Here is a 13,258-nt window from a genome sequence, read left to right on the forward strand (position 1 = left end):
GTCCGGAAGCTATCGCAGGATCAGCCCCGCGCACCGTGCCGGTCGGCGATCTCGGTGATGGTGCCGGCGAGGTCGACGTCCTTCTGGGTCACGCCGCCCTCGGAGTGGGTGGCCAGCGTGAACGTCACCTTGGTCCAGCGGATGTCGATGTCGGGGTGGTGGTCGGCCGCCTCGGCCGCCGCCGCGACGTCGTCGACGATGCGGATCCCCGTGGAGAAGTCCGGCGCCTCGACGGTGCGGGTGATGGCGGACGGGTCGCCGGACCATCCGGGCAGCCCCTCGAGGGCCGCCCGGACGCCGTCGTCGTCGAGCAGAGTCATGCGAATCCCTTCACGGCTGCGCGTCCCCGTCGGGGGGCCGCTGCGCTCATTCTGCTCGCGATTGCGGGACCTGCGCCTCCTCGAGCTGGTCGCGGCGGAAGATCTTGCGGCCGAGCCAGGTGACGGGGTCGAAGGACCGGTCGACGACGCGCTCCTTCATCGGGATGATCGCGTTGTCGGTGATGTGGATGCCCTCGGGGCACACCTCGGTGCAGCACTTGGTGATGTTGCACAGCCCGATGCCGGCCTGCTCGCGGGCCAGCTGCCGGCGGTCGTTGGTGTCCAGCGGGTGCATCTCGAGCTCGGCGTAGCGCAGGAAGAACCGCGGGCCGGAGAACTGCGGCTTGTTCTCCTCGTGGTCGCGGATGACGTGGCACACCGTCTGGCAGAGGAAGCACTCGATGCACTTGCGGAACTCCTGGCCCCGCTCGACGTCGACCTGCTGCATGCGGTAGGCGCCGTCGGCCGGGCGGGGCTCCGGCGCGAACGCCGGGATCGTCTCGGCGACCTTGTAGTTGTACGACACGTCGGTGACGAGGTCGCGGATGACGGGGAAGGCGCGCAGCGGTGTCACCGTCACCGTCTCGCCGTCCTCGAACGTCGACAGCCGGGTCATGCACGCCAGCCGCGGCTTGCCGTTGATCTCGGTGCTGCACGAGCCGCACTTGCCGGCCTTGCAGTTCCACCGCACGGCGAGGTCGCCGGACTGCGTCGCCTGGATGCGGTGCAGCGCGTCGAGGACCACCTCGCCCTCCTCGACGGGGACGGTGTAGTCCACCAGCTCCCCGCCGGTGGCGTCGCCACGCCACACCTTCATCTGCAGGTCGTATCCCACTTCACGCCTCCTCGGCGGTCACACGTCGCTAGTTGAAGAGCTCACGCAGCTCGTCGGGCATCTGGGGGAGCGGCTCGGGGGTGATGCCCACGCCGTCGCCGTCGATCCGGCAGTGCAGGTTGACCCTGCCCCAGGAGTCGTCGGTGGCGGGGTAGTCGTCGCGGGTGTGCCCGCCCCGGCTCTCGGTCCGCTCGAGCGCCGCGCGTGCGATGCACTCGGAGACCCGCAGCATGTTGTGCAGGTCCAGCGCCAGGTGCCAGCCCGGGTTGTACTGCCGGTGCCCCTCGACGCTGAGCCGCGTGATCCGCTCCCAGAGGCCGGCGAGGTCGGTGAGCGCCTGCTCCATCTCGTCGGCGGTCCGGATGATGCCGACCAGGTTGTGCATGACCTCCTGCAGGTCTTGCTGGACGGCGTACGGGTTCTCGCCGCCCTCGATGCCGAACGGCGCCAGCGCGTGCTCGGAGGCCGCGCGGATGTCGTCGTCGCCGACCTCGGGGCGCCGGCGCAGCCGGGCCGCCGCGTAGGCCGCGTTGAGCCCGGTTCGCCGGCCGAAGACCAGCAGGTCCGACAGCGAGTTGCCGCCCAGCCGGTTGGCGCCGTGCATGCCGCCGGCCACCTCGCCCGCGGCGTACAGGCCCTGGACCGCCGACTCGCCGGTGTCGGGGTCGACGGCGACGCCGCCCATGACGTAATGGCAGGTCGGGCCGACCTCCATCGGCTCGGCCGTGATGTCGACGTCGGCCAGCTCCTTGAACTGGTGATACATGGAAGGGAGTCGGCGCCGGACGTATTCAGGGCTGCGGCGCGAGGCGATGTCGAGGAACACGCCGCCGTGGGGTGACCCGCGCCCTGCCTTGACCTCGGCGTTGATGGCCCGGGCGACTTCGTCGCGGGGGAGCAGCTCCGGTGGCCGGCGGTTGTTCGTCTTGTCCTCGTACCAGCGGTCGGCCTCGTCCTCGGAGTCCGCCGTCTCGGCCTTGAAGAACTCGGGGATGTAGTCGAACATGAACCGGCGGCCCTCGCTGTTGCGCAGCACGCCGCCGTCGCCGCGCACCGACTCGGTGACGAGGATCCCCTTCACCGACGGCGGCCAGACCATGCCCGTCGGGTGGAACTGCACGAACTCCATGTTCACCAGGCTCGCGCCGGCCTCGAGCGCCAGCGCATGGCCGTCGCCGGTGTACTCCCACGAGTTCGACGTCACCTTGTACGACTTGCCGATGCCGCCCGTGGCCAGCACCACCGACGGCGCGTCGAAGGCGATGAACCGGCCGGACTCGCGCCAGTAGCCGAAGGCGCCGGCGATGCGGCCGTCGCCCTTCACCAGCTTGGTGATCGTGCACTCCATGAACACCTCGATGCCGAGGGCCACGGCGCGCTGCTGCAGTGTGCGGATCAGCTCGAGGCCGGTGCGGTCACCGACGTGCGCCAGCCGGGCGTAGCGGTGCCCGCCGAAGTCGCGCTGCGAGATCAGGCCGTCGGGGGTGCGGTCGAACAGCGCGCCCCACTCCTCGAGCTCGCGGACGCGGTCGGGCGCCTCCTGCGCGTGCAGCTGGGCCATGCGCCAGTGGTTGAGCATCTTGCCGCCGCGCATGGTGTCGCGGAAGTGCACCTGCCAGTTGTCCTCTTTCCACACGTTCGCCATGGCGGCGGCGATGCCGCCCTCGGCCATGACGGTGTGGGCCTTGCCCAGCAGCGACTTGCAGACGATGCCGACCTTCGCCCCCGCGTCGTGGGCCGCGATGGCCGCGCGCAGTCCGGCGCCGCCGGCTCCGACCACGAGGACGTCGAAGCGGTGCCGTTCGATTTCAGCCATGGTGTCGCTCTGCTCCTCAGAAGAACCGCGGGTCGGACCAGGTGCCGGACGCGACCATCCAGATGTAGAAGTCGGTGAACGCGACCCACACCAGGGACGCCCACGCGAGCTGCGCGTGCCGGCCGTTGAGCACCGACACCATGCCCCAGGCGCGGTAGCGCACCGGGTGCTTGGAGAAGCTGCGCAGCCGGCCGCCGATGATGTGCCGGCACGAGTGGCACGACAGGCTGTAGAGGCCCAGCAGCACGGCGTTGACGACGAGGATCAGCGTGCCCAGGCCCATGTGCCCCCACTCGCCCTCGGGCGACTTGAACGCCATGACCGCGTCATAGGTCAGCAGCACGTTGTAGGCCAGCGCCAGGTACAGGGCGTAGCGGTGGATGTTCTGCAGGATCAGCGGGAACCGCGTCTCGCCGGTGTAGCGGCGGTGCGGCTCGGCGACGGCGCAGGCCGGCGGCGACATCCAGAACGACCGGTAGTAGGCCTTGCGGTAGTAGTAGCAGGTGAGCCGCAGGCTCAGCGGGATCACGAGGATCAGCACCGCCGGCGACAACGGCCACCAGTCGCCCACCCAGGTGCCGAGGTGACTGGAGCCCTCGACGCACTCGGTGGTGACGCACGGTGAATAGAACGGCGTCAGGTACGGCTCGGCGAAGTAGTGCTCGCCGACGAAGGCCCGGTAGGTCGCGTACGCCACGAAGGCGAGCAGCACCAGCGCCGTGAACGTGGGGTAGAGCCACCAGCGGTCCGTGCGCAGCGTGCGGGCGGCGATGCGGGCCCGGGTCGGAGACTTGATTCCGGTAGGGGCGGCCATATCTCTTGTGCGCTCTTTTCAGAGGACGGGGGGACGGGGACGAACGGGCCTCACGCGACGGCGGGTTCGGGGTAGCCGAAGTACGCTTCTCAGCTGAGGCTCAGGAGGCCCGCTCACGGGGCGCGCCGGTCGGGGGCACCCAGGCCCTCGTCCTCCGCGCCGGCCCACATGCTGGGGTCGTACGGCTCGTCGGGCACGACCTCCAGTTGCCGAACCGGATACGGCCCATGGCCGGGCTGGGGGTCGCCGAGCTCGTCGAGGTCGTCGCCGAGCCGCGCCACGTCGCTGACCAGCCGCCGAACGCCGAGGGTGTCGCCGTAGTGCAGGCGCAGGGTGGCCACGGCCGCGTCCAGTGCGGACACGGCTTCGGCCACGGCGGCGCGGCTCTCGTGCACTCCCATCACAGCCTCCCGCGAGCGTCGGTGGTCGCGATAGGCCGCAGCCTGGCACGGGTCCCGGCGCGAATCCAGGGGTTGGCGGCGATGGGATCAACGTCACATGGCCGCACCCTTGATTTTCCGGACGGTCATGTTGTCAAATTCGCGCGGCTATGCAAAGGCATGGTTGCAAAGAAATGTTGGGAAGCGCTACGGTCCTGACATGCCCGAAGCGCCCCGGCGCCGCATCGACGCGACCACCCTCCGCGGCCTGGCGCACCCGCTGCGGGTGCAGCTCTACGACGCGCTGGTCACCTACGGCCCGGCGACGGCGACCCTGCTGTCCGAGCGGTTCGGTGAGAGCAGCGCCTCCACCAGCTACCACCTGCGCCAGCTGGCCAAGCACGGCTTCGTCGAGGAGGACCCGGCCCGCGGCGTGGGCCGCGAGCGGTTCTGGCGCGCCTACCCCGGCGGCAGCGAGCTGGACCGCTACGACCTCTCCGACGGCGCCAACGGCGAGGCCGCCCGGCTCGTGGTCGACGAGTTCCAGCGAGCGCAGTCCGCCCGGCTCGAGCACTGGCTCGCGGTCGGGTACCAGCAGGTGCCGCGCGAGTGGGGCGAGGCGACCATGAACTCCACGGCGCACCTTCGCCTGCTGCCCGAGGAGCTGGCCCGGCTCAGTGCCGAGCTCACCGCCGTCGTCGACGCCTGGCGCGACACCGTGGCCGAGCGCGAGAGCGTGGGCGACCCCGCCGACGGGTCGAGGATCGTCGAGGTGCAGGTCCGCACGTTCCCCGTCGCGGCGCAGGACGTCCCGTGACGGTCGAGGCCGCGCGGGACCGGCGGCTCGGCCCGTCGTTCACCCGGCTCTGGGGCGCGGCCATCGGCAGCAACCTGTCCGACGGGTTCGCCGCCACCGCCGCGCCGCTGCTGGCCGCCACGCTGACCCGCGACCCCGTCCTCATCTCCCTGGTCGGCGTCGCGCAGTTCCTGCCCTGGCTGCTCCTCGGCGTGCTGTCCGGCAGCGTCGTCGATCGCTACGACCGGCGCCGGGTCGCCGCCGTGGCCTGCGCGGTGCGGGCCGTGGTCGCCGCCGGGGTCTGCGTGCTGGTCGCGACCGACACCATGGTCATGGCCGTGCTCGTCGCCGCGGTGCTCGTGTTCGGCGCGTTCGAGACCGTGGCCGACGGGTCGATGCAGGCCATGGTGCCGTCGATCGCCGGCCGCGACGGCGACGGCGCCCGGCTGGTGCGGGCCAACAGCCGCCTGCAGGGCACCGAGGTCGTGGCACAGAACTTCGTCGCCGCCCCGCTGGCCGGCGTGCTGTTCGCGGTGGCGGCGGCGCTGCCGTTCGTCGCGCACTCGGCCGGTTACGTGCTGGCGGCCGTGCTCGTCCTCATGCTGCCGATCGGCGCCGGGCGGGCGCATCGCGGTGACCAGCCGAAGGAGAAGGTGACCCGCCGCTCGCTGGCCGAGGGCATCAGGTTCCTCGCCGGCCACCCGGTGCTGAGCCGGCTGTGGGCGCTCAACATCGTGCTCGCGATGCTCAACGCGCTGGCCCAGGCGGTGTTCGTCCTCTACGTCCTCGAGCTGCTGGACCTGCCCGAGGCCGTCTACGGCGTGTTCGCCATGGCCGCCGCCGTGGGCGCGGTGCTCGGCGCGCTGGTCGCGCCGCGGCTGATCCGCCGGCTCGGCCGCGGCCGGGTGATGCTCGGGTCGGTACTGCTGACCGGGACGTCCTATGCGCTGTGCGGGTTCGTCCCGCACGTCGCCGCCGCGAGCGCCGGCCTGGTGATCGTCGGCGGCAGCGTGGCCGCCTGGAACATCGTCAGCATCACCGTCCGGCAGGAGCTGGTGCCGGACCGCTTGCTCGGCCGTGTCCACGGGGCCTGGCGGACCTTCGGCTGGGGGCTGATGCCGGTGGGCACGCTCCTCGGCGGACTGCTCGGCAGCATCGACCTCCGGCTGCCCTTCATCGTCGGCGGAATGGGCATCGCGGCCGGGGGATTGTTACTGGGCAGGACGCTTTCTGTCCTGTCCAAGACGGATTAGACAGGAGGATTTCCGGGAACGTTCGTGTCCGTTCCGTTGTGATTTCGTAGCCTGCCGTCCCAGTTGGGTTTCAGGTCAGTAACAGCGCGCCCTGCCACCTTGTGTGTACGTCAGTAGCGGTGATGGTGTTAGCCCACTCTCATTCTGCGATCCTTGCGATCCGACACACGAGGAGTCAGACCTTGACCACCAAGCGCAGGGGTATGGCGGTCTTCGCCGTCCTCACGGCAGGGGCGCTGGCGCTCTCTGCTTGTGGCGGCGGCGACGACGACAGCAACGAGTCCGGCGGCGGCAACACTGAGTCCCCCGCCGAGTCGGGCGGCGACCCCATCACGGTCGCGTCCGACGCGGAGTTCACGTCGTACAACGGCAACTCCGAGACCGGCAACGGCACGTGGAACGCGTTCGTCCTCAACGGCGTCCAGGACGGCTTCTGGGACTACGGCCCGCAGGGCGAGATCGTCCGCAACGAGGCGTTCGGCACGTACGAGGTGACCTCCGAGGACCCGCTGACCGTCCGCTACACCTTCGCCGAGGACGCCACCTGGTCCGACGGCGTGGCGATCGACTGCGACGACCTCCTGCTGGAGTGGGCGACCCAGGGCGCCGGCTACGAGACCGCGGAGATCGGCGAGGACGGCAACCCGATCCCGCTGTTCCGGGTCCCCGGCACCACCGGTTACGACCTGGTGGCCAAGCCGACCTGCCAGCCCGGTGACAAGGAAGTCGAGTTCGTCTACTCCGAGCCGTTCGCCGACTGGCAGCAGGTGACGAACACCAACATGCTCCCGGCCCACATCGTGGCCGAGCAGGCCGGCATCACGCCGGAGGACCTCGTCACCGCCATCCAGAACGACGACCTCACGGCGCTCGCACCGGTCGCGGAGTTCTGGAACACCGGCTGGGACATGGAGCCCGGCGCTCTGCTCGACCCGGCCGTGCTGCCCTCCTCGGGTCCGTACGTGATCGACAGCTGGGAGGCGGGCCAGTCGCTGACGCTCGTCGCCAACGAGAACTACTACGGCGACCCCCCGGCGACCGACACCATCGTCATCCGGTTCATCCCGCAGGACCAGCAGGTCCAGGCGCTGGCCAACGGCGAGGTCGACGTCATCGCCCCGCAGGTCAACGTCGACCTCGTGGCCTCGCTCGAGGCGCTGGGCGACCAGGTCACCATGATCACCGGTGACGAGATGACCTGGGAGCACCTCGACTTCAACCAGACGCCGGGTGCGGTCATGGCCGACCCGAACCTGCGCCAGGCGTTCGCCATGTGCGTCCCGCGCCAGCAGATCGTCGACAACCTCATCGCCCCGGCCAACCCCGAGGCGGTCGTCATGAACCTGCGCGAGTTCTTCCCGTGGGACCCCGAGTACGACCAGGTCGTCGGCGAGGCCTACGGCGGCGAGTACGACGAGCCCGACATCGAGGGCGCTGCGGCGCTGATCGAGGCGGCCGGCGCCACCGGCACCCAGGTCCGCATCCTGCGGTCCGACCCGAACCCGCGTCGCGCCGACACCGTGGCGGCCATCAAGGCCTCCTGCGACCAGGCCGGCTTCGAGATCGTCGACACCCCGACCCCCGACCTGGGCGCGGGCATCACCGACGTGACCAGCTACGAGGTCGCGCTGTTCGCGTGGGCCGGCTCCGGTGTCATGACCTCCGGCGCCTCGCTCTACCGCACCGCCGAGGGTCAGAACCCGTACGGCTACTCCAACCCGGCCGTCGACGCGGCCTGGGACGAGCTGGTCGTGACGACCGACGAGGCTCGCCAGGTGGAGCTGCTGACCGAGATCGAGACCCACCTCTGGGCCGACCTGTTCAGCATCCCGCTGTACGCGCACCCGGGTGTCACGGCGCACGCGCCCGACGTCACGGGCGTCCAGCAGAACGCCGCCCAGACCCAGGTGTCGTTCAACATGGAAGAGTGGTCGCGCTCCTGACCGTTGCCGGTCCGGCCGGGAATCCCGGCCGGACCGGCCCGCTGGTTCGGGCCAGGGGCGCCAACGCCCCTGGCCCGAACCTTGCGCCGATGCCCGCACCCACCACGTCGGGCGGAGGTGTGAGACCTTACGAGGGTTGGACCTGATCTGATGACTGTCGACGGGCTGGTGTAGCCATGCTGGTCTTCATCGTGCGCAGGGTGATCATCTCCTTCTTCATCCTGCTGGCCGCGACGTTCGTGATGTACCTCCTCACGGCCAACTCGGGTAATCCCCTGGGTGACCTGCAGGAGTCTCGGGCGCCGAACCGCGAGGCCCTGATCGAGGCGCGCATCCGGCTGCTGAACCTGGACACCCCGGCGCCGCTGCGCTACTTCATCTGGCTCAAGGGCGCGGCCGGCTGCCTCGTGCCGTTCGCGCTCGAGTGCGACCTCGGCCAGAGCATCCAGGGCCAGGACGTCAGCGCACTGCTCGGCGTGGCATTCACGCAGACCCTGCAGCTGGTCGTCGCCGCCACCGTCCTGGCCATGATCCTCGGCATCACCGTCGGCATCGTCACCGCCCTGCGGCAGTACAGCGGGCTGGACTACACCGTCACGTTCAGCGCCTTCCTCTTCTTCTCGCTGCCGATCTTCTGGGTCGCGGTGCTGCTCAAGGAGTACGGCGCGATCCGGTTCAACGACTGGCTCGCCGACCCGACCGTCCCCATAACGGTGGCGGTGGTTCTCGGGGCCATCAGCGCCCTGTTCTGGATGATCGTCATCGCGGGCGACCGGAACCGACGCATCACCACGTTCGTCGCGGCCTTCGTGGCCTCCGCCGGCGCCCTCTGGCTGCTGTCTGAGACCCAGTGGTTCGCCGACCCCGGCCTGGGCGTCGTCGTCATCGCCGTCACCGCCGTCGGGCTGGCGTTCCTGACCACCGCCGTCGTGGCCGGGTTCACCTATCGCAACGTGCTGTACTCCGCCCTCGCGTCGGCCGCCGTCGGCATCGTCTGCCACTTCGCGCTGGGCCCGGTCCTCGACGACCCCAGCAGCCTCACCATCCTGCTGCTGGCGCTGGTGACCGTCGGCGTCGGCGTGGGCATCGGCTACGCCCTCGGCGGGCTGCAGCGCCGGCAGGCCATCCAGGCCGCGGTGTTCACCGGTCTCGGCACCGGCGCGCTGCTCTTCCTCGACCGGCTGCTGGGCGCCTGGGACAGCTATTCCGACCGCGTCAACGGCCGCGTCATCGCGACCATCGGCGCCCGCACCCCGAACTTCGAGGGCACGTTCTGGGAAGAGGGGCTGGACCGCGCCACGCACCTGGTCCTGCCCACCATCGCCATCGTGCTGATCTCGTTCGCCACGTACACCCGGTACACCCGGTCGAGCATGCTCGAGGTGCTGAACCAGGACTACGTGCGCACCGCCCGGTCCAAGGGCCTCGCGGAGCGCGGGGTCATCGTCAAGCACGCGTTCCGCAACGCGATGATCCCCATCACGACCCTCATGGCGTTCGACTTCGCCGGCGTCCTGAGCGGTGCCGTCATCACCGAGAACGTCTTCGGCTGGACCGGTCTCGGCAGACTGTTCACCGACTCACTGCGAGCCGTCGACCCGAACCCGGTCATGGGCTTCTTCCTGATCGCCGGCACCGCAGCTGTCGTGTTCAACATGCTGGCCGACATCGCCTACGCGTTCCTCGATCCGCGCATCCGGTTGTCGTGAGGAGGACGAAACGATGAGCAACCCCACGACTCCGGACCCCGGGCCCGTTCCCGCCGCGGACGCGGCCACCGACGCCCAGGGCATGACCGTCGTCGCCCGGACCCAGGCCCAGATGGTCCGGCGCCGGTTCTTCCGGCACCGCGCCGCCATGGGCGGCCTGATCGCGCTGGTGCTGATCGTGCTGCTGGCGTTCAGCTCCATCGGCTTCGCCAGCGTTCCCGGCTGGTGGGACAAGGACTACTTCTCCATCGCCACCGTCGAGAACGGCGGCCGGCCGACGCTCAGCGTCGTCCCGACCTGGCTCGGCGGCAGCGGCATGCACCTCGGCGAGCACCCGTTCGGCCAGGACAACGTCGGCAAGGACTACTTCGCGCTCACCATGCGCGGTGTGCAGCAGTCCCTCACGATCGCGTTCATCGTCGGCCTCGTCGGCACGGTCATCGGCACCCTGATCGGCGCCACCGCCGGCTACTTCCGGGGTCGCATCGAGGCCGTGCTGATGCGCTTCACCGACGTCATGATCACCATCCCGCTGCTGGTCGTCGCCGCCGTCCTCGGCCGCCGCTACGGCGACTCGGGCATCGTCGTCCTGGGCCTGGTCATCGGCCTGGTCACCTGGACCGGCCTGGCCCGGCTGGTGCGCGGCGAGTTCCTGTCGCTGCGCGAGAAGGAGTTCGTCGAGGCGGCCCGCGCGGCCGGCACGTCGGCGCGGCGCATCATCGTCAAGCACATGCTGCCGAACATCGTCGGCGTCATCATCGTCGCGGCGACGCTTGCCATCGCCGCGGCCATCCTGCTCGAGGCCGCGCTGTCCTTCCTGGGCTTCGGCGTGCAGGACCCGGACACGTCACTGGGCAAGCTGATCAGCACCTACCAGACGGCGTTCTCCACCAGGCCCTGGCTGTTCTGGTTCCCCGGCGTGTTCATCATCGCGATCGCCCTGTCGGTGAACTTCATCGGCGACGGGTTGCGCGACGCCTTCGACCCTCGACAGAACCGGGTGCGTGACTGATGACGAATCCGAGCATGCCGATCGGCGCCCCGCTGCCCGGCCCCGCCGCGGGCGGGGGCCTCGACCAGCCCGCCGTCACCGAGTCCGCAGCCGAGGTGCACGTCGCCACCAAGCTCGAGGAGACCGCCGGCCCCGGCGAGAAGGAGGTCCTGCGCGTCGAGGACCTCACCGTCTCGTTCCCCACCGACGACGGCCTGGTCCGCGCCGTGCGGGGCGTCTCGTACGCCGTCCACGAGCGCGAGGTCCTGGGCATCGTCGGCGAGTCCGGATCGGGCAAGTCGGTGTCGTCCATGGCGGTCATGGGGCTGCTGCCCAAGTCCGCCCGCATCGCCGGCAAGATCCTGTACCGTGGCGACGACCTGCTGAAGAAGTCGGCGAAGCAGCAGCGCGCCCTGCGGGGCAAGAAGATCGCGATGATCTTCCAGGACCCGATGACCGCGCTGAACCCCGTCTACTCCATCGGCGACCAGCTGGCCGAGGCGGTGCTCTCGCACGAGATCATGCCCCGCAAGAAGGCGCTGGCCCGGGCCGAGGAGATGCTGGCCCTGGTCGGCATCCCGCAGCCGAACCGGCGCCTCGACAACTACCCGCACGAGTTCTCCGGCGGCATGCGGCAGCGCGCGATGATCGCCATGGCGGTCATCAACAACCCCGACGTCATCATCGCCGACGAGCCCACCACGGCCCTCGACGTCACCGTCCAGGCGCAGATCCTCGAGACGCTGGTCCAGGTGAAGGACCAGGTCAACGCCGCCATCGTGCTCATCACGCACGACCTCGGCGTGGTCGCCGGCATGGCGCACCGGGTGCTCGTCATGTATGCGGGCAAGCCGGTCGAGATCGCCGAGACCGACCGCGTCTTCTACCAGCCGCGGATGCCGTACACCGCCGGCCTGCTTGGCTCGATCCCGTCGCTGGAGGGCAACGGCGCCGGCTCGCGGCTGCGGCCCATCGTCGGGACGCCGCCGTCGCTGATCAATATGCCGACGGGCTGCCCGTTCTCACCGCGCTGCCCGCTCGCCACCGGCATCTGCCGCGAGGTCGAGCCGCCGCTGGCGCCCACCGACGAGCTCGGCCACGTCGCGGCGTGCCACCATTGGGACAAGCTCGCCGAGGTCGACGACCCGACGGTGTTCTTCCGCACTGAGAGCGAGGCGGTCTGACATGGCGACGTCCACGGAAACCTCGCCGCAGGCGGCGTCCGAGGCCGGCACCGGGCAGCACCTCCTCGACGTCACCGACCTGGTCATGCACTTCCCGGTCTACGGCGGCGGCCTGCTGCGCCGCGTCGTCGGCCACGTGCAGGCCGTCACGGGCGTCTCTCTGCACGTCGACGCGCGCGAGACCCTCGGGGTCGTCGGCGAGTCCGGCTGCGGCAAGTCGACCACCGGCCGGGCCATCCTGCAGCTGCACAAGCCGACGTCGGGCTCCGTCGTGTTCCAGGGCAAGGAGCTGACCAGCCTCGACGCCCGCGGCATGACCGAGGTCCGGCGCGACCTGCAGATCGTGTTCCAGGACCCGTACGCGTCGCTCAACCCGAAGATGCCGGTCAACGACATCATCGCCGAGCCGCTCAAGGTGCACGGCCGGTGGCGCGGCGGCGGCAAGAAGCGGGTCGCCGAGCTGCTCGAGCTCGTCGGTCTCAACCCCGAGCACGGCAACCGCTACCCGCACGAGTTCTCCGGCGGCCAGCGCCAGCGCATCGGCATCGCCCGGGCGCTCGCCCTCGAGCCCCGCCTGCTGGTCCTCGACGAGCCGGTGTCCGCGCTCGACGTGTCGGTCCAGGCCGGCGTGGTGAACCTGCTCGAGGACCTGCAGGACGAGCTCGGCCTGGCGTACATCTTCATCGCCCACGACCTCTCGGTGGTCCGGCACATCTCCGACCGGGTCGCCGTCATGTACCTGGGCAAGATCGTCGAGACCGGCACCCGCGACGAGGTCTACGAGCGGCCGGCGCACCCCTACACCCAGGCGCTGCTCTCGGCCGCTCCGGCCGCCGACCCGGTCGAGGAGCGCCGCCGCGAGCGCATCATCCTCTCCGGCGACGTCCCCAGCCCCCTCGACCCGCCGAGCGGCTGCCGGTTCCGGACCCGCTGCTGGAAGGCCCAGGACATCTGCGCCACCACGGAGCCGCCGCTCATCGACACCGGTGTCGGCCACCCGGTCGCCTGCCACTTCGCCGAGGTCAACACCCGCGTCGTCTGACCTCACCCCGGAGACGTTCCGGCCGAGGTCACCCGGCACGCCGTCGTCGGCCGGTGAGAACCGCTGCCTCGACCTCGACCACCACGTGGGCATCGTGCCCGGCAGCCCCGGGATGGGCGAGCCTGGGTGGCGAGGACGGCAGGACTGCGCGCACCGGCTGCCGTGGGCTCGACGG

General features: G+C 70.4%; 12 protein-coding genes. 7 read left to right on the forward strand and 5 right to left on the reverse strand.

Annotation, left to right across the window (positions count from 1 at the left end; genetic code table 11):
* Nucleotides 1-20: 20 nt before the first annotated feature.
* From E1212_RS14580 to E1212_RS14600, 5 genes are all read right to left on the reverse strand, one after another.
* On the reverse strand, nucleotides 21-320 hold the full coding sequence (locus tag E1212_RS14580) for a 4a-hydroxytetrahydrobiopterin dehydratase (RefSeq protein ID WP_131983649.1): 300 nt from the start codon (nucleotides 318-320) through the stop codon (nucleotides 21-23).
* A gap of 46 nt (nucleotides 321-366) precedes the next feature.
* Nucleotides 367-1,155 (reverse strand): succinate dehydrogenase/fumarate reductase iron-sulfur subunit, encoded by a 789-nt coding sequence (locus E1212_RS14585; RefSeq protein ID WP_131983650.1) that lies wholly within the window; start codon nucleotides 1,153-1,155, stop codon nucleotides 367-369.
* 28 nt (nucleotides 1,156-1,183) lie between these two features.
* Nucleotides 1,184-2,971 (reverse strand): fumarate reductase/succinate dehydrogenase flavoprotein subunit, encoded by a 1,788-nt coding sequence (locus E1212_RS14590; RefSeq protein ID WP_131983652.1) that lies wholly within the window; start codon nucleotides 2,969-2,971, stop codon nucleotides 1,184-1,186.
* Nucleotides 2,972-2,987: 16 nt separating this feature from the next.
* On the reverse strand, nucleotides 2,988-3,785 hold the full coding sequence (locus E1212_RS14595; protein WP_131983654.1) for a hypothetical protein: 798 nt from the start codon (nucleotides 3,783-3,785) through the stop codon (nucleotides 2,988-2,990).
* Nucleotides 3,786-3,898: 113 nt separating this feature from the next.
* Nucleotides 3,899-4,186 carry a hypothetical protein gene (locus E1212_RS14600; RefSeq protein ID WP_131983655.1) on the reverse strand — a complete coding sequence of 96 codons (288 nt, stop codon included), beginning with the start codon at nucleotides 4,184-4,186 and terminating at the stop codon, nucleotides 3,899-3,901.
* Nucleotides 4,187-4,385: 199 nt separating this feature from the next.
* Between E1212_RS14600 and E1212_RS14605 the strand changes: the two genes are divergently transcribed.
* From E1212_RS14605 to E1212_RS14635, 7 genes are all read left to right on the forward strand, one after another.
* Entirely contained in the window at nucleotides 4,386-4,982 is a 597-nt protein-coding gene (locus E1212_RS14605; RefSeq protein ID WP_162605471.1) for an ArsR/SmtB family transcription factor, read from the forward strand.
* On the forward strand, nucleotides 4,979-6,214 hold the full coding sequence (locus E1212_RS14610) for an MFS transporter (protein ID WP_162605472.1): 1,236 nt from the start codon (nucleotides 4,979-4,981) through the stop codon (nucleotides 6,212-6,214). Before E1212_RS14605 ends, E1212_RS14610 begins: the two co-directional genes overlap by 4 nt.
* Before the next feature lie 182 nt (nucleotides 6,215-6,396).
* On the forward strand, nucleotides 6,397-8,157 hold the full coding sequence (locus E1212_RS14615) for an ABC transporter family substrate-binding protein (protein WP_203416862.1): 1,761 nt from the start codon (nucleotides 6,397-6,399) through the stop codon (nucleotides 8,155-8,157).
* A 176-nt stretch (nucleotides 8,158-8,333) separates the two neighbouring features.
* The gene (locus E1212_RS14620; RefSeq protein ID WP_131983661.1) at nucleotides 8,334-9,866 is read left to right on the forward strand and encodes an ABC transporter permease; all 1,533 of its coding nucleotides are present in this window, start codon (nucleotides 8,334-8,336) and stop codon (nucleotides 9,864-9,866) included.
* Nucleotides 9,867-9,879: 13 nt separating this feature from the next.
* Nucleotides 9,880-10,878 (forward strand): ABC transporter permease, encoded by a 999-nt coding sequence (locus E1212_RS14625; protein ID WP_131983663.1) that lies wholly within the window; start codon nucleotides 9,880-9,882, stop codon nucleotides 10,876-10,878.
* On the forward strand, nucleotides 10,878-12,041 hold the full coding sequence (locus E1212_RS14630; protein ID WP_131983665.1) for an ABC transporter ATP-binding protein: 1,164 nt from the start codon (nucleotides 10,878-10,880) through the stop codon (nucleotides 12,039-12,041). The genes E1212_RS14625 and E1212_RS14630 overlap by 1 nt, the downstream gene beginning before the upstream one ends.
* Before the next feature lies 1 nt (nucleotide 12,042).
* Nucleotides 12,043-13,083: an ABC transporter ATP-binding protein gene (locus E1212_RS14635; protein ID WP_131983667.1), complete on the forward strand. Its 1,041-nt coding sequence runs from the start codon at nucleotides 12,043-12,045 to the stop codon at nucleotides 13,081-13,083.
* Nucleotides 13,084-13,258: the final 175 nt, after the last annotated feature.

This window comes from Jiangella ureilytica (genome assembly GCF_004348545.1).
GTDB lineage: Bacteria > Actinomycetota > Actinomycetes > Jiangellales > Jiangellaceae > Jiangella > Jiangella ureilytica.

What these genes read in the sequence shown, in the direction of transcription:
- E1212_RS14635 (WP_131983667.1), top strand. Translation starts at nt 12,043, where the DNA reads ATGGCGACGTCCACGGAAACCTCGCCGCAGGCGGCGTCCGAGGCCGGC.
- E1212_RS14625 (WP_131983663.1), top strand. Translation starts at nt 9,880, where the DNA reads ATGAGCAACCCCACGACTCCGGACCCCGGGCCCGTTCCCGCCGCGGAC.
- E1212_RS14630 (WP_131983665.1), top strand. Translation starts at nt 10,878, where the DNA reads ATGACGAATCCGAGCATGCCGATCGGCGCCCCGCTGCCCGGCCCCGCC.
- E1212_RS14595 (WP_131983654.1), bottom strand. Translation starts at nt 3,785, where the DNA reads ATGGCCGCCCCTACCGGAATCAAGTCTCCGACCCGGGCCCGCATCGCC.
- E1212_RS14580 (WP_131983649.1), bottom strand. Translation starts at nt 320, where the DNA reads ATGACTCTGCTCGACGACGACGGCGTCCGGGCGGCCCTCGAGGGGCTG.
- E1212_RS14590 (WP_131983652.1), bottom strand. Translation starts at nt 2,971, where the DNA reads ATGGCTGAAATCGAACGGCACCGCTTCGACGTCCTCGTGGTCGGAGCC.
- E1212_RS14605 (WP_162605471.1), top strand. Translation starts at nt 4,386, where the DNA reads ATGCCCGAAGCGCCCCGGCGCCGCATCGACGCGACCACCCTCCGCGGC.
- E1212_RS14620 (WP_131983661.1), top strand. Translation starts at nt 8,334, where the DNA reads ATGCTGGTCTTCATCGTGCGCAGGGTGATCATCTCCTTCTTCATCCTG.
- E1212_RS14600 (WP_131983655.1), bottom strand. Translation starts at nt 4,186, where the DNA reads ATGGGAGTGCACGAGAGCCGCGCCGCCGTGGCCGAAGCCGTGTCCGCA.